General features: G+C 68.1%; 12 protein-coding genes. 2 read left to right on the top strand and 10 right to left on the bottom strand.

Going from position 1 to position 16,415, the window contains the following annotated elements:
* Positions 1 to 47 precede the first annotated feature (47 nt).
* Positions 48 to 2,009 carry an FAD/NAD(P)-binding protein gene (locus tag ABFP37_RS09845; RefSeq protein WP_347033430.1) on the top strand — a complete coding sequence of 654 codons (1,962 nt, stop codon included), beginning with the start codon at positions 48 to 50 and terminating at the stop codon, positions 2,007 to 2,009.
* A gap of 2 nt (positions 2,010 to 2,011) precedes the next feature.
* Positions 2,012 to 2,533, top strand: coding sequence for a GNAT family N-acetyltransferase (locus ABFP37_RS09840; protein WP_078027486.1), 522 nt, complete (start codon positions 2,012 to 2,014; stop codon positions 2,531 to 2,533).
* A gap of 215 nt (positions 2,534 to 2,748) precedes the next feature.
* On the opposite strand, the gene ABFP37_RS09835 is transcribed toward ABFP37_RS09840, so the two are convergent.
* The 10 genes from ABFP37_RS09835 to ABFP37_RS09790 all read right to left on the bottom strand — a co-directional run bounded on the left by ABFP37_RS09835 (position 2,749) and on the right by ABFP37_RS09790 (position 16,378).
* Positions 2,749 to 4,038: an ammonium transporter gene (locus tag ABFP37_RS09835; protein WP_347033429.1), complete on the bottom strand. Its 1,290-nt coding sequence runs from the start codon at positions 4,036 to 4,038 to the stop codon at positions 2,749 to 2,751.
* A 195-nt stretch (positions 4,039 to 4,233) separates the two neighbouring features.
* Positions 4,234 to 5,358 (bottom strand): hypothetical protein, encoded by a 1,125-nt coding sequence (locus ABFP37_RS09830; protein WP_078027484.1) that lies wholly within the window; start codon positions 5,356 to 5,358, stop codon positions 4,234 to 4,236.
* A complete protein-coding gene (locus ABFP37_RS09825; protein ID WP_078027483.1) occupies positions 5,355 to 7,562 on the bottom strand; it encodes a multicopper oxidase domain-containing protein in 2,208 nt (735 codons plus the stop codon). Before ABFP37_RS09825 ends, ABFP37_RS09830 begins: the two co-directional genes overlap by 4 nt.
* 304 nt (positions 7,563 to 7,866) lie before the next feature.
* A complete protein-coding gene (locus ABFP37_RS09820; RefSeq protein WP_347033427.1) occupies positions 7,867 to 9,456 on the bottom strand; it encodes an FG-GAP-like repeat-containing protein in 1,590 nt (529 codons plus the stop codon).
* Between the two features lie 215 nt (positions 9,457 to 9,671).
* Complete coding sequence (locus tag ABFP37_RS09815) at positions 9,672 to 9,917, bottom strand: hypothetical protein (RefSeq protein ID WP_078027481.1); 246 nt, start codon at positions 9,915 to 9,917, stop codon at positions 9,672 to 9,674.
* A gap of 403 nt (positions 9,918 to 10,320) precedes the next feature.
* Positions 10,321 to 11,034: a GAF and ANTAR domain-containing protein gene (locus tag ABFP37_RS09810; protein WP_347033426.1), complete on the bottom strand. Its 714-nt coding sequence runs from the start codon at positions 11,032 to 11,034 to the stop codon at positions 10,321 to 10,323.
* A gap of 9 nt (positions 11,035 to 11,043) precedes the next feature.
* Positions 11,044 to 11,748: a GAF and ANTAR domain-containing protein gene (locus ABFP37_RS09805; protein WP_347033425.1), complete on the bottom strand. Its 705-nt coding sequence runs from the start codon at positions 11,746 to 11,748 to the stop codon at positions 11,044 to 11,046.
* A 517-nt stretch (positions 11,749 to 12,265) separates the two neighbouring features.
* A complete protein-coding gene (locus ABFP37_RS09800; RefSeq protein ID WP_347033424.1) occupies positions 12,266 to 13,534 on the bottom strand; it encodes a Gfo/Idh/MocA family oxidoreductase in 1,269 nt (422 codons plus the stop codon).
* Positions 13,531 to 13,767 (bottom strand): hypothetical protein, encoded by a 237-nt coding sequence (locus tag ABFP37_RS09795; protein WP_347033423.1) that lies wholly within the window; start codon positions 13,765 to 13,767, stop codon positions 13,531 to 13,533. The genes ABFP37_RS09800 and ABFP37_RS09795 overlap by 4 nt, the downstream gene beginning before the upstream one ends.
* Positions 13,768 to 13,816: 49 nt before the next feature.
* On the bottom strand, positions 13,817 to 16,378 hold the full coding sequence (locus ABFP37_RS09790) for a glycoside hydrolase family 78 protein (protein WP_347033422.1): 2,562 nt from the start codon (positions 16,376 to 16,378) through the stop codon (positions 13,817 to 13,819).
* Positions 16,379 to 16,415: the final 37 nt, after the last annotated feature.

Genomic DNA, 16,415 nt, shown 5'->3' with positions numbered 1-16,415 from the left:
GCCCCCTAGCCTGAGGGCTCCGAGCCCGTCCCGAACAGGAGTTCCCGATGCCAGCGCAGCACCCGTCCGTGGTCTTCATCGGCGGCGGTCCGCGCACCGCCGGCATCCTCGAGCGGCTGGCCGCCAACAGGCCCGAGCTGGCGGCCGGGCCCCTGGACGTCCACGTGGTGGAACCGTACGAGCCCGGTTCCGGCAGGATCTGGCGCTTCGACCAGGACCCCGGGCTCATGCTGAACTCGGCGGCCGCGGACGTCACCATGTTCACCGACACGTCGGTGCTCTGCGAGGGCCCGGCAGTGGACGGCCCGGGACTCGCCGGCTGGGCCGCCGGCGTGCTGGACGGCTCCATCACCGATGTTCCGCCGCTGCCGCCGCATCTGCTGGAGCAGCTGCGCTCGCTGTCCGGCACCACGTTTCCCACGCGGCAGCTGCAGAGCAAGTACCTTGAGTGGTTCTACCGGCGGGCAGTCCGCGCCCTCGGCAGCGGCGTCACGGTCACCGTTCACCGGGACACGGCGGTCGCCGTCGAACCGCTGACCGCCGAACCCGACGGCGCAGGGTACGGCGTGCGGCTGGCCGGCGGCGGGACGCTGCACGCCGACGTCGTGGTCACCGCACTGGGGCACACGGACTCCCAGCCGGACGCCCGCTCGAAGCGCTGGGTGGACTTCGCCGCTCGGCACGGCGGGTTCCATGCAGCTCCCAGCTACACCACCGACATCGACTATTCCGCCGTGGCCCCCGGGCAGGACGTGATTGTCTCCGGGATGGGGCTGGCCTTTGTTGACCTGCTGGTGCTGCTGATGGAAGGGCGCGGCGGCCGCTTTGAAGAAGCGCCCGACGGCGGCCTCCGTTACGTGCCGTCCGGGGCAGAACCCCGCCTCTGGGCCGGATCACGGCGCGGCGTTCCCTACCATTCCAAGATTTCCTCGGCCCTCCGCGGCGAACCGGCCGGGAATCCCAGGTTCTTCACGGCGGAGGCCGTTGACGCGTTGTTGGCGCGCCACGGCGAGCTCGATTTCCGCACGCAGCTGTGGCCGCTCATCGCGAAGGATGCCGGCTACGGCTACTACCGCGAACTGTTGACCGGCAGCCCTGCGTCCACGGGGCAAAGCGGGAGGGCCGCCATGGGCTGGGCCGAGTTCTCCCGCCGGTTTGCCGCCCTGGACTGGTACAGCGCCAGCCGCCGGGAACTCGTGGCGGAGGCCGTCCCGGACACGGCATTGCACCTGGACCTTGAGCGCCTGGACCGGCCGTTCGACGGGCGGCAGTTCGCCGGCCACCGCGAAGTGCAGGACGCCGTCGCCGCGTATGTCGAGCACGACCTTGAGCTCCGGACGGGCCCCGACCATCCGGAAACCCTGGCGCTGTTCATCGCGCTGCTCAAGGTCTACATGGACCTGGGCCGGATCGTTCCGCCCGAGCGGCTGAACGCCCGGTCGCAGCAGGACGTGCACGGCTGGTGGCACGGATTCTTCAGCTTCGTGGATTCCGGGCCGCCGCCCCGGCGGCTGCGGGAGATGCTGGCGGTCCACCGGGCCGGGCTGCTGCAGTTCCTTGGCCCGGGGCTGAGCGTCGCCGCGGACGAGGAGGCCGGGCAGTTCGTGGCCACGTCACCGCAGTCCGGCCTCACGGTGCGGGCCACGGCGTTCATCGAGGCCCGGCTGCCCGCACCGTCTGCGGCGGAGTCCGCCAACCCGCTGCTCCGCTCCCTGCATGCCGCGGGGCTCGGTACCGAGCAGCACCTGCTCACGGCGGACGGCGCACATTCCACGGGGCGCCTCCTCGTCTCCTCCGCGCACCAGCTCGTGGGACGCGGGGGACACCCCCAAAACCGGCTGTTCGGCGTCGGGCCCGGAACCTCCGGGTGGGGCGCCGGCGCCTTCGCGCGCCCGGGCACCAACGCGGCGCCGTTTCGCGAGAACGATGCCCTGGCGCGGCGGATCCTCACCGCGCTGGCCGAACTCACTCCGTCATCCACCGTCACCGCCGCCGTCGGAAAGGCCTGAACATGCAACTCGAAACCGCTCCGCCGCGGCCGGACGCCGCTGCCTTCACCGTCCTGGAACTGCCCATGGACGACCCGCGGGTCCGGCTGCTCCTGGACGAGCTCGCCGTCGAGTATGACTCCCGCTACGGCGACCTGTTCGGCCGGGGCTCGGCCGCCGAGGAACTCAACAAATACCCGGCCGCGGAATTCCAGGCGCCGGCCGGGGCGCTGCTGATCATCCAGGAGAACGGGGAATCCGTGGCGGGCGGAGCGTTCCGCCGGTACGACGCGCAGACGGCCGAGTTCAAGCGCATCTGGACGCATTCGGCGCACCGGCGGCGCGGCCTTGCCCGCCGGGTCCTGGCCGAATTGGAGCACCTCGCGGCAGCGCGCGGGTACCGGGGCGTCTACCTCACCACGGGCCCCCGCCAGCCCGAGGCCAAGCATCTGTACCTGAACACGGGGTACACGCCGCACTTTGACCTGGCGGCGGACCCCGAGACAATCGGGCCGCTGGCGTTCACGAAGGACCTGCCGGGCTGACGGCGGATTCCTTGCGGGTCGTCTCTCCGCTCCGCCGGCCCGGGCAGCCGCGGCAAACAGCGAAGAACCCCGCGCAAGTGTCCCTGCGCGGGGTTCTCCTAAGTAGCAACTCCGCACATGGGGGAATGCGGAGGGGCTGAGACCAAACTATCGGTATCCGGCTCTCGGTTCAACCGGACCGTGGTCCGGCAAGTCCAGCCCGTGCGGCGGAGCTGTTAGGCGCGGACGGCGGACCCCAGGTTTACCGGGTCCTCGTCCGTGAGGTAGGCAAACTCGGAGTGGGCGGCCAGGTCGATGCCACGCAGTTCGTCCTCCTCGTGGATGCGAAGTCCCATGGTGACGTCCATGACCTTGGCGATGATCCAGGTCAGGCCGAAGGAATACGCCAGCACCGCCACCGTCGCGAGGGCCTGGATGCCCAGCTGCTGCGGCCCTCCGCCATACAGCAGGCCGCTGACGCCGTTCGGCGCGCTGCCGGTGGCAAAGATGCCGATCAGGAGCGTGCCGATGATGCCGCCCACGAGGTGCACGCCGACGACGTCCAGGGAATCGTCGAAGCCGAGCCGGAACTTCCATTCGATGGCCAGCGAGCAGACGGCTCCGGCAATGGCGCCGATGGCCACCGCACCGAGCGGGCTGACGGCACCGCAGGCTGGCGTGATGGCCACCAGTGCCGAGACAAGTCCGGAGGCCGCGCCCATGCTGGTGGTTGCTCCGTGCCTGACCCGCTCCACCGCCGCCCAGGCCAGGAGTCCGGCAGACGCCGCTACGGCCGTGTTCAGGAAAACGACCGACGCGGAGTGCCCGGCGGTCAGGGCGGAACCGGCGTTGAATCCGAACCATCCGACCCACAGCAGGCCTGCGCCCACCAGCACCAGGGGCCGGCTGTGCGGCTTGGTGTGCTCCATCTTGGGCCATCCGGAACTCCGGCCCAGAACCAGGGCCAGTGCCAGTGCCGCGGCGCCGGCATTCATGTGCACCGCTGTTCCGCCGGCGAAGTCGATGGCTTTGATTCCGTTCGCGATCCAGCCTCCGGTCACCGAGCCGTCGGCGGAATTGAACGCGAACACCCAGTGGGCAATCGGAAAGTACACCAGCGTGGCCCACACGCCGGCGAACGCCATCCAGGCGCCGAACTTCATCCGGCCCGCGGCCGCCCCGGCCACCAGCGCGGTGGTGACGCAGGCAAAGAACAGCTGGAAGGCAGCGAAAAGGGCTGTGGGCAAGGCCTGATCTGGATTATCGGCCAGCACGGGCTCCATGCCGGCGTACTGGGTGATGTCCCCGATCAGGCCCAGGCCGTTCACGGAATTGCCAAAGGCCAACGAGTAACCGAACAGGGCCCACAGCACTGCCACCAGGCTGGCCCCGCCAAAGCACATCATCATCATGTTTAGGATCCGGCGCGATCCCACCATGCCACCGTAAAAGAGGGCCAGGGCGGGAATCATCATGCAGACCAGGGCGGAACTTGCGAGGATCCAGGCAACATCTCCAGCGTTCACGGGAACTCCACTCGTAATCGGGGTGAGGCATCTTGCTGAGACCGACGAATGCCGTTGTCCACACAACATAGAGCGCGGAGAACTGCCGTAGGTTTCGCTCACGTTAAATGCATGTCACCGCCGGACGGCTGTCATACCGGCGACGGCGGCCCCCAGACCGGGGTCCGCCGTCGCCGGGCTTCAGCAAACGCGTTCCTAATGGGTGGTGCTGTGCGTGATGTCCCCGGCGCCCGCATCGCCGAACCAGCCCGGCACCGTTCCGGTGAGGCCGATGACGCCCACGGCGATCGCTGCCACCACCGTGAGCGAGCGGATATGGGAAGAGGCTGGCGGAGGTTCCGAACCGTTGCCGGCCCGGGAACGGGCACTGCGGCGCAGCAGGACGGCGGCCAGCATCACGGCGCCCAGTTCAAGGACGCAGGAGGCAACGTCGGCCACGCCCACCGGTTCGGGAATGCCGGCTCCGGGACCGAACGGCAGCCCCGTGGTGCGGGACCACGCCCAGACGCACAGCGGTAGGACCGAGACGGCCGCAGCGACGTACAGGGCATTGGTGCGCCGGCCGGCGCGCAGCAGGGTGATGCCCACGACGAGCTCCGCCAGGGCTAGGACCAGGAAGAAGGCTGCGGCCTCGGTCCAATGGTCCAGGTGCTCCGGGATGACGGCGGCGTGGATGGCTGCCGCGCCAAAGAGCGCGGCCGCCAGAACCAGCCTGCGGTGGTCAAGCGCCGGCCGGCGGGCCGCGCGGGGTGCGGCTCCTGCTTTCAGGCGCCCCCCGCGGATAGCCACCAGCCAGCCGACCACCACCACGTTGGTGGCGAGGATGATCGCGCTGCCGTAGCCGAGGGCCGCAAACTGCAGCCCGAGAGTCGCCGGCCCGAGCTCTGCCGTGGCGTCGGCCGTCGAATTGTGGTGCATGACTTCCATGAGCCGCAGCTGCAGGACGTAGTCCCACGCCGAACTGGCCGCACTCTCCACGACCCCGGCCACCGTGCCTGCCGCCGCGACCAGCAGCCCGGTGGCTATCACGGTCCGCGGCCTGGACGGCTCGGGGCCGAACCAGCGCACTGCCAGTGCTAGGGCTGCGAGCACCGCCACCATGAATACCGGCACGGCGGCGGCTGACTCGCGCAGCCAGCCCAGGAAGGGCTCCTGCGTGCGCTCGATGGCACCGACGGCACCCCGCATCGACATGATCCAGAAGCCGTCGGCGAAGGACAATGCCGCCGCGAGGAGCCCCACGGTTGGCCACGGGACGGCCGGGCGCCCCCGCGTGGGGGCGCCCGTTCCGGTGGTGGCATTCGCCTGCTGGGTGGTCACGGCGTGATCTCCCAGCCGAACATCATGGCATGGTCTTCATGGGCGAGGTTGTGGCAGTGCGCCACGTACGGTCCCACGAAGTCCCGGAACCCGCGGTAGACGATCGTGGACTCGCCGGGATCCAATGCCACCAGGTCCTCACGTGAGACGTCGTCCGGATGGGACTTGTCGCCGCCGCGGGTGACGTCCTTGCCGCCCCGCATGACCACCCGGTGCTCCTCCATGTGCAGGTGGAAGGGGTGCACCCAGCCGCCGCCGCCGTTGCGGATCTCCCAAAGGTTGAAGCTGTTCTTCTTTTGCTGCGCCAGGGGCGTGCGGCCGGCCCGGTTCTTGAGGCTTGCCGCCACGGTGTTTGGTGTGAACGGCTTGCCATTGATGAGCCATTCGGTCTCACCGCCGGCGCTGCCCCGCTCCACCTCGAAGATAAGGCGGTTGTCCAGCATGCTCTGCCAGTTGGACGGTAGCGGCGGAAGGTCGCGCATCTTCACGGGGATCTCGCTGTCGTCCGGCGCGTCGTCACCGATGACGATCTTGATCATCGGCACCTTGTAGGCAGGGTCCGGCGCAAACCGGGACGAGTTGGCCCACATCCGCCCATTGGGCATCTTCATGACGTTGGTGAGGTAGATGACGTCGCCCTTGGTAGTGGGCGTGCCGTCCTGGTACCGGCTGAAGTCGACCACAACCTCGCGGCGCTTGGCAGGCCACAGCTCGAACGAATCCCGCTTGATCGGAAAGGGCAGGAGCCCGCCGTCAGAGGCGATCTGGGTGAACTGCATGCACTGCTGGGCATCCGGGATCCGGTACTGTCCTTCAAGCTCGTCGCCCTTGTAGCCGAGCGAAGCGGAGGTCTTGGGGCCCTGGGTGGAGCTCATCAGCTTGAACTCGTAGATTCTGGCAATCGAGGCGTCCAGGAACCGGAAACGGTACTTGCGCCGCTTCACTTCCATCACCGGATAGGCGGTGCCGTTCACGGTGAAGATGTCGCCCACGAACCCGTGGCTGGGGAAGTGCTTGTAGAAGGTCTTGCCCCACCATTCCGGGTGCTTCGCCGGGTTCTTGGCGTCCGGGAAGTCGCCGTGCACATCGTGGATGTCCTTGTGCATGGTGACGCCATCGTCGAGCCGGCAGTCATAGAAGGCCAGCGGGATGTCGTAGTCGACGTCGAAGGACCCGTCCGGGTTGTCCTTGCGCACGCCCGGCAGCCGCAGACCCTGCCGCTCGTCGCCCATGTCCATGCCGTTCTTGGGGTCGTAGATGGGGTAGAGCCCCACCATGCCCTTATAGACGTTGGAACCCGTGTGATCCATCCGGTGATCGTGGAACCAGAAGAAGCTCTGCTTCTCGCGGTCGTCGTTGCCGGCCGGCCAGTTCAGGTACAGGTTGTCGCAGAACGTCTTCGGCAGGTATCCCTCATACTTGGGTCCGGCGGTCATCGAGTAGTGCGGGTTGCCGTCGCTTTCGGGCGCGGTATGACCGTTGTGCAGGTGGGTCAGGAAGGACCAGTCCGGCGAGCCGAAGTCCTGGCGGTCCAGGTTCAGCGGGTTCTCGTCCAGGTGGTTCTCGAACCGGACCAGGGCCGGCCTGCCGTACTCGGCGTTGATCATCGGTCCCGGGAACGTCCCGTTGAAGCCGTAGATCGTGCTGAGCGGAAGGGTCCGCTTGGTGCCGGCGGGGTATGACTTGCGCTTCTCATCGAAGGAGATCGTCGGCCGCCCGTTGGCATCAATCGGCAGCACCTGGGACGTGGTGAAGGCATGTTGCCGCAACAGGATGTCGATCTTGTACACGAGGGGGTCGGGCGAACCGATCTGGCTCGGCCAGATCTGGTGCCGTTCATTCCTCATGGAGTTCTGCTGGCCCTGGCCGGGTCCCGGCGGCTCGTTCCACTCGGTGTAGCCCTTGACAAAGCTGTCGCCCACCGCGGGCGTCGGGGCCAGGGCCTTGGGTATGGGCAGCTGGTCCTTGAACGGGGTCAGGATCAGCGGGCTCGTGGGAAATGCCTCGATGTAGAACAACAGATCACCGAGTGCGGTGGACGAGGCGGCGAAGGCGCCGTCCGGGGAGAGCAGGCCCTTCTGCGCGAGCAGCGGACCGGCCCAGCCTTGTGCCGCAACGAGTGCGGCTCCGGCCCCGCCGGCGGCACCCAGCCGCAAGAGCGTACGGCGGGACACATTGGTTGTTCCTGCGGATTCTTCTGACATGGGTATGCGCCTCCTTCACGGGGCAGAAAAAGATGGCCTGCTGGCCCCGGGTTCGATCAATGAAGGTCCTGCCCGGCGGTTTCTGCACCGGGAAGCTATTGCCTGCGGGAACCGGCTGCGCTTGTCGTTGCCCCGCGCAACCACTGTGTGCGGGAGGGCTTGGAAAAACGTTGTTGTGTTGCCGGCGCATACCCCTCATTGAGATGGGTATAGCGACCCCTCGATTACTGGTTTGCTGTCAGCATGGCGATCGCTGAAGAGCTGCGGCCGTGCCTGCGCGCCCGGCAGGCCGACGACGGCCGGACTAGAAAATCGGTGCCAGGCCGTTCCAACCGGGGCCCACCTGCGCCCTTGGAAGAAATGTGCCGGAGCCACTGCCGGGGTAGAGCCACAGAACGCCGGCGCCGTCGCGCGCCAGAAGGTCGGGGTTGCGGTCGCCATTAAAGTCGCCTGGGCTCACGACGGCGGTCATGGTGTTCCAGCCGTTGCCAACCCGGACGCGGGGCAGGAATCCGCCGGTGCCGTTGCCGCGGTACAGCCAGAGATCCCCGGTGGCCGCCTCCCGGGCCAGCACGTCTGCGGCTCCGTCGTTATTCATGTCGCCGGGACCCACGAGGGCGTTAAAGATGGTCCAGCCGTTGCCCGCCTGGACACGTGGCAGGAATCCGCCGGAGCCGTTACCCGGGTATAGCCACAGCCTTCCGGTGATGCTCTCCCGCGCAAGGACGTCCACGCGCTGGTCGCCGTTGAAGTCGCCCGGGCCCAGAATGGCGCTGAAGATGTTCCAGCCGTTGCCCACTTGGATGCGGGGCAGGAATCCGCCGGTCCCGTTGCCGCGGTAGAGCCACAGCCTTCCGGTGGAAGTTTCCCGGGCAAGGACGTCCAGCGGGCCGTCGCCGTTGAAGTCGCCTGGTGTTTCAAGTGAGTTGAACACGTTCCAGCCATTGCCGATGCGGATGCCGGGAAGCCTGCCGCCCAGCCCCGTCCCGGGATACATCCGCAGATCGCCTGTGGCGGTCACCCGGGCGAGGACGTCGTTCTTCCAGTCCCCGTTGAAGTCTGCCGTCGCCCTGGACAGGGTGGAGGCCGGAACGGGCAGCGGAGTGAAAGCGTACGGGTCGCAGGTCAGATCGTAATCCCGCGCATCGTCGTACCACTGCGAAAGGTAGACCCGGCCGCCGGAGAAGCTGGCTTTCCGGCAGAGATCCAGAGCCTCAGAGGGGAAATCGAGGCGGCCTGCAGTGGCCCAGACCGCGACGCCGGAGAGACGCCAGGAGCCGGTGATGCTAGCCCAGCCGGAGGCGAACGAGTAAACGCCGTACGAGAATCCGGCGTCGCGCAGGCCCCGCATGTTGCCCTCGATGATGTAGCGGTTCTCGCGCTGCTGCAGGGCCGTGGCGGTGGGCCATGGCTGGGCGGGCCGGGGCTCCACGTCGATCCACACCATCCGCGGCGCAAATCCGGCCCGGGTGAGGCTGGCCACCGCGAAGCGTGCCTCCGCGTAGCCGACGTTGGAGAACTGTCCGGCCCGGGTGGCGGAAGCCCACGGCCCTTGGGCCCCGTGGGCGACAATCTGCGCCGGCGTGGGGAAGGCCGCCATGGTGTAGGCCTGCGCCGGCTTCCCGTTCGTCCTTGCCCAGGCCACCTGGCTGGCCAGGCACGGGTTTTCGGTGAAGGGCAGCCCTTTGGTCAGGCCGATAACCACGAATCGTGACGAGGCGGGCGGAAGGGGTAGGCCAAAGCCGCCCACCGCCGTCGGGCATTGGGGCCAGGAGATATCGTGGCCGTTCAGCGTAATGGCCTGCGCGCGGGGTGCCGCGGGGACGAAGCCGAGGAGGACGGCCAGGCAAACAATGAGTGCCGTCAGGAGGCGCCGAGCCGATGCCGCCTTCACGTCTCTCCCGGCCGCGCTCGGCGGATGCGGGCACGGGCCGCTTGCCGGCGTTCCACGCGGGAAAACCAGCCCCGAATGATGAATCTTGCCGTCCATCTCCGACTGCTCCTTAGCCACCCCCATTTTATGTCCGGACGGAGCAGTATGTCCGGACGGCACAGCACATCACGTGCCGGCCGGGCCGCCGCTCGCGGAGCGGCCGGGAGCGGCCCTGGCTATCGCATGGACCGCTGCATGTCCGCAGCTGCCGCCCGGTGATACGTGAGGGCGTCGGCGGCGTCGAGAACCTCCAGCGCCGTCATGTGGGCCGCGGCGGCCACGTCTCTGATGGGCATGCCGCGGGTGACCGCCCTCGCCACGGCAGCCTGCAGCTCGGGCGCAGAATGCTCGTGTTCAAAATCTGGGAATGTGTATGTCGCGGCAGCTTCTTCAACCGCCCGGATAGCTTCTTCGCTAGTCATCGCCGGCCTCCATCCCGCTCCACTGCGCTGGCCTGTCGCTGTGGATCGCGCATCTCCTGTGTCATCACGCTTGGTCGCAAATTCTGGGCAGCCCTTGGAGTAGTTCATGGCCCTGGGCTGGTGATCGGTGGGGGATCCACCGTGGGTTGCAGATGGTGCAGGCGATTGGCACGGAGGCGCATATTTCGTGGTTATGCTCCTGGAGGTGGCATCGAAGAGGCCGGTTGGCCCGCAGTCCTGCTCGAAAACGACAATGCCGCACCGCATTGAGCTTCTGGTTGCCGTGGATTTTATTGGCTCCTCCTGGTATGGCGCTACAAAAGAGCGCTGCCAGGGTCTGGGGCAACAATCAAAGTTTAAGGGAAGCTCAGCGAGCTGAAAAGGTCTTGGCGAAACTCGTCAGCTAGAGGTTCAGCGTCCGCCCGATGACTTGCGACGCGGTGTCGTGCAGGGTCTGGTTGTTGGCGCGGGCAAAGGTGCGCAGCCTCCTGAACGCCTCTTCCATGTCCACCCCGGCGGTGTAGGCGATGACGCCCTTGGCCTGCTCGATCAGGACCCGGCTGTTCAAGGCGCGCTGCAACTGTTCGTTGACGAGGGCTGATTCCCGGAGCGTGCGCTCCTGCAGGATGCTGATGGTCGCGACGTCCGCCAGCGCCTGGCCGATGGCGGCGTCCTCCTGGCTCAGGGCTCCGGGGTGCTCACCGAACAGGCCCATCGCTCCGATGGTCTTGCCGTGAACGCGCATGGGTACGGCGTGAACGGAACGGAAGCCCTGGGAGAGGGCGGCTGCTTGGAATTCGGGCCAGCGCCGGTTCAGGGACCGGATGTCCTCCACGGCCACGGATGTTCCCGTCTGGTAGCTTTCCACACATGGCCCGCTGCCGGCCTGCAGCTGGAGGATCTCCACCAGCTGGCTGCGTTCACTGGTGGAGGCCACCACCTGCAGTTGGCCATGCGGATCAGCCAGCAGCAGGCCAGCAGCCGCGGCGTCGAGCAGGTCGACGGAGGACTCGACGAGGGCATGGAGCAAGTCCAGAACGTCGTAGTCACCAACTAGCGTGTCTGTGATCCTTACGAAGGCCGCACTGACGCGCTCAGCGCGGCTTGTGGTCACCATGTGCCCATTTTATCGCAGGCCCGGGTTGCCGCGTGTGTCATTCTGCGGGGCAAAACTGAGCAGGCCCTGCAGAACCGCATCAGCCGTTTCGCGCAACGTCATTCCATTGGCGAACGCATGCGCGCGGAGCAACAGCGGGGCATCCGCGGCGCTCGCCCCGGACTGCGCCAGTACCATCCCCGTTGCCTGGTGGATTTCCCGCCTCGACATCAGGGCGGCTTCCAGTGCCGGGTCTTTGTCGGGCGAGTTCACTTGGAGAACCCGTCGAAGCAGGTGCCATGCGGTCTGGCCGGCGAGGATCGCTGCGGTTGAATAGTCGGCATGGCTCAGGTTCCCCGGCTGCATGCGGTGAAGTTCCACCACCCCCAGGTCCAAGGCGCCCACGGTAACCGGGAAGACAAACAACGCCGCAGCCTCCGTCTCCAGGAGCGCCTTCGAAAACACCGGCCACACGTACGGGTGGGTGTGCCGCACGTCCGGGACGAGGACGGGGAGCCGCGTCTGGAGAGCCTCCCACCTGGGACCTTCCCCCAGATCGAACTGCAGTTCATCCAGGCGTGCCGCCAGCGTGTCGCTCGCGCACACCAAGGGCTCGGCCGCCGCCCCGCCGAACATGGAGACGGCAGCACCGGCCACGGGGAGTTGTTCCAGGAAGGGTCTGCAGAGGTTCCCGCCGGCCGGGCGGGCGGCCGCGGAAGCGTCGGAATCAGCCATGGATCCTGCCCCGCTGGAACGGGAACATCTGCGGGGCGGCATGCGCAGTGTCCATGGTGTGCCTCAGATCCCCACATCGGCCCCGTCGGGCAGAATCGAGTTGCGCCGAACGGGAGCAACAGGTCTTTCACCGCCAAGAATAGTCCGTTCCTGCCGGTCTTTGCAGGTCGGGCGGTCGCGGCGCCAAACGGTCGGGCGGAGTCGATGGTTTGCCGGCGGGCCGTTGCATGCAATTTACCTATGGTTTACAGGCGAAGCCTTGTGCGGCCATGCGCGTCCGCGACAGACTTTTAGCAGTTGATGAACGGCTCGTTCGAGGCCGTTCGACCAGACCAGCGGGAGCCGGACACAGCGAGGCGTTCGGACCTGCTCCGCGGCAGGGAGGCTCGCGGAGGAGCCGCCCCCAGACCGGAAGGACAGCCATGGCCGGCAAGTTTGAAGTGTTCGTGGACGCGGAGTCGCATTTCCGGTTCCGGCTCAAGGCCTCCGACGGTACAGTGCTCGCCGTGTCGGCCGCCTACGATGACAAGCGCGGGGCCGCCGCCGGCATCGCCGCCGTGCGCGAGTGTGCCGGGATGGGGCTGGTCACCGACCTGTGCTCCGCCAGCCGGCCGAACGCAACGCCCCAAGCGGCGGAGCATGCCGCCGTCCCGCAGGCATGGGAGAACCACCAGCCCGCCCCGGCAGGCGGCTTCCGCGCCCGGGCCAGGAAGCTCCGCCCGGCCGCGGCCAGGCCCCGGTGGACGGGCGCCGCCTGAGCAGCGCACGTGTTGCCGGGCTCGGCGCGGCAGGCGCTCTGCGGCGTTGCTACAGGGTGGCTTCCGGTTGCGCGGTGCGGGACGCCGGCTCGGATTGAGCGTGCCATATCCAGGACGCCCATGCCGCGGCCGTTGGCGGGGCCGGTCGCCGGAATGGTGGTCCAGTCCTCGTCGCCCGCGCGCCAGAGCCGGATGTCGCCGTCGAAGTAGTTGGGGTCCGGCAGCGAGATCGTGGCTTCCGTGCCGGTGATTTCGACGAAGGCCATGCGCTGGCGGGGGGATTCGAAGCTGAACACGCTATGCGAGGAGGCCCCGCCGTCGAACTGCGCCATGGCGCTGACATGCGTGGGGACCTCGACGGCGAATTCTTCCCCGGCTTTGGGGCCGGAGCCGATGACGCGGACTTCCTTGGCCTTGGAGCCGACGGCGGCCACCTTGCGGACGGAGCCAAACGTCTGGACCAGTGCCGTGATGTAGTAGGGCCCCATGTCGAAGAGGGGGCCGGCGCCGTGCTGGAACAGGAACGCCGGATTGGGGTGCCAGGATTCCGGACCCGGCGTCTGGAACGTGGTCAGGGCGGTCAGCGGCATCCCGATGTCGCCGCGTTCGATCAGCCGCCGGGCGGTCTGGAGCCCGGCGCCGAGGGTTGTGTCCGGGGCGCAGCCAAGGCGTAGTCCGGCGGCATCCGCCGCCTTCAGCAGCGCCAGGCCCGAGGCCCGGTCCAGCGAAAACGGCTTCTCGGTCCAGACGTGCTTTCCGGCGTTGACGGCGGCGGTGGCCACCTCCACATGGGCGGCCGGAATGGTCAGGCTGACGATGATTTCGACGCCGGGATGATTCAGTGCCGCGTCCACCCCGCCCCATGCCGGTATGCCGTATTCCTTGGCGCGTGCCGCCGCGGCCTCCTCGAAGAGGTCGGCGATGATGTGCACCTTGAGGTCGGGGAAGACCGTCAGGTTGTCGAGGTACTGCTTGCTGATGTTGCCGGCGCCGATGACCGCGACGCCGACGGATCTGCTGCGGCTCATGCTTCCGCCGCCAGCAGGTAGGCCAGGCTCTGGGCAATTCCGTCGAAGATGTCACCGGAGTAGTCGTCGAACTCCACCACTCCGACTTCCAGGGCGGTGGCCGCGGCGATGACCTCCAGGACGGGCACCCGGCCATGTCCCGCAGGCTGCTGGGCCTTGGTGTCGGTGATGAGCGGGCCGTCCTTGATGTGGATGAACTTCACCCGGTCACCCAGGCGCTGGAGCAGTTGCACCGGGTCCTTTGCGGGGTCCGGTGATCTGTAAACCTAGGCCGAGCCTAGCCTAGGAAATCTGAGCGACGGTGTATTCGAAACGGCCGGAACCGACCTCCCGGGGCTCCTGGCCCGGCAGCTCAACGCGGGCAGTGGCTCCGGTGGGCACCTCGATGGAGACGCTGTGCCCGCCGTCGGCGTTTCGCCAGGAGATGGAGGCGGTCCCATAGGGGGTCTCGTGCCGGGCGGAGGCAGAGGTGAGGCCGCCGCGAGGCTGGGGACGGAAGAGGATCCGGCGGTAGCCGGGCTCGAGCGGCGCGATGCCGGCCACCACGCGGTGCATCCAGTCGGCCACGGCGCCCAGCGCGTAATGGTTGAAGGACGTCATCTCGCCCGGGTTGATGGTTCCGTCGGCAAGCATGGAGTCCCACCGTTCCCAGATGGTGGTGCCGCCCTGCTTCACCGCGTACAGCCAGGAGGGGCACTCCTTCTCCAGCAGCAGGTCGTAGGCCGTGTCCACGGCGCCTGCGGCCGTCAGCGCATCCGAGATGACCGGCGTTCCCGCGAACCCGGTCCCGATGCGGTTCCCGCCCTCGCGCACCAGCTGGGCCAGGCGTTCGCCGCCCATGCGGGCCAGCTCCTGGTCCGGGTACAGCCCGAACACGATGGCCAGGGCATAGGCGGTCTGCGCGTCGCTGGTCATCCGGCCATCCGGCAGGATGTACTCCGAGGCGAAGGCATCCGCCGCGGCGCGGGCGAGTTCGAGGTAGTGCAGCTCGTCGTCGGCCTTGCCCAGCACGCCGGCCGCCTTTGCGAGGTGGCGGGCCGACCAGGCGAAGTACGCGGAGGCGACGAGGTGCCTGTCCGTCATGGCCTGGGTGGGGTCCTCCGGCGGGGCGGTGGGATCAAGCCAGTCACCCAGCTGGAAACCGGTGTCCCACAGGTGGCTGTCGCCGGCCAGGCTGTCCAGCAGGTCCACCCAGGCCTTGGCGCTCGCGTACTGGTCGGCCAGGACTTTTTCATCGCGGAACCGCTCGTACAGCACCCAGGGCGTGAGCACGGCCACGTCGCCCCAGACTGCGCCCGGGCGGATCGGGGTCCAGTAGTTGCCGCCGGGAATCACCGGGACGTACCAGGGAACAGTGCCGTCGGGCAGCTGTTCGGCGGCGACGTCCTTCAGCCAGGAGGAGAGCATGCCGGAGCAGTCGTAAAGGAAGCTGGCGGTGGGGGTGAAGACCTGGATGTCTCCGGTCCAGCCGAGCCTTTCGTCACGCTGCGGGCAGTCCGTGGGGATGTCCACGAAGTTGCCCTTCATGCTCCACAGCACGTTGTCGTGGAGCCGGTTCAGGTCCGGATCGGAGCACTCGAACCAGCCCGTGCGTTCCATATCGGTGTGATGGACGCGCGCCACCACGTTCTCGGCGACGTCCCCGCCGGTCCAGCCGTCGATCTCGGCGTAGCGGAAGCCGTGGAGGGTGAAGCGCGGCTCCCAGGTTTCCGTGCCGGCACCGGCCAGGGTGTAACGGTCGGTGCTGTCGGCCAACCGCAACGGGCGGGTGTAGAGCTCGCCGTCCTGGAGGACCTCCGCGTGGCGGAGGGTGACCACGGACCCGGCCTGTCCGCTGACGGTGATCTGCAGCCGGCCCACCAGGTTTTGCCCGAAGTCGAGCAGGACCTTCCCCGACGGCGAGGTCCGGACGGTCACCGGCCGCATCTCACCGGTGCAGCGCACCGGCGGCCCCTCGGGGGCCACCAGGGTTGCGGGATCGCGCTCGACGCCGACGACGGGCTGCCAGCCCGAATCGTCGAACCCGGGCCGGCTCCACCCTGCCGCCAGCTCCCGGGCGTCGAAAATCTCACCCTTGTAGAGGCTGCTGAACAGGATGGGGCCGAAGGACGCCTTCCAGCCCTGGTCGGTGCCGACAACGGTGACGGAGCCGTCGTCGTGCGTGACGTGCAGCTGCGCCAGCAGCGCGATCTTGTCCCCGTAAAGGTTCGCGTTGCCGCCGTTGAAGCCGATGCGGCCCCGGTACCAGCCGTCGGCGAGCCAGGCGCCGAGCGCGTTCTCGCCCTCGGCGAGATGGCCGGTGACATCGTAGGTGTAGTAGCGCAGCCGCTGGCCGTAGACGGTCCAGCCCGGCGCCAGGGCGTCGTCGCCGACCCGCGATCCGTTGAGCTCCATCTCGTACAGGCCGTGGGCGGTCACGTAGAGCCGGGCCGAGGCAACCGGCCGCGGGAGGGTGAAGCCGCGGCGCAGCAGCGGCGGCCGCCGGTCGGCATCGGCGTCCTCTTCCCAGCCCGGGGATATCGCTGTGGCCGTCCAGTCCCCGGCGTTCAGAAGGCCGGTTTCCACGGCGGCGGCCGGGCTCCATTCGCTCGGCTCCTCCTGGCCGCCGCCCCAGACGCGGACGCTGACGTCTGCCCGCTGCGCCGAGGCCAGGGGAGCGCCGGGCCAGGGAACCAGCACTGATTCCGGGGAGTCAACGCGTTCACTCGTCCAGGTGCCCTCGGGCGTGGCCACCGTCAGCTGGTAGGCCTCCTGCGTCCAGCCCGCCTCGGCGCTCGCCTTCCACGAGATCCGGGGCGTCGGGGTGCCGATGCCGAGGGCGCCGGGGAGGTGTTCAAAAGTCACGGGTCGGACGGTGGCAGGCATGGAGGAAGTCTCTTTC

The sequence above is a fragment of the Burkholderia sp. RS01 genome (assembly GCF_039748055.1).
Lineage (GTDB): Bacteria > Actinomycetota > Actinomycetes > Actinomycetales > Micrococcaceae > Arthrobacter.
This window is presented reverse-complemented; position numbering and strand designations above follow the sequence as displayed.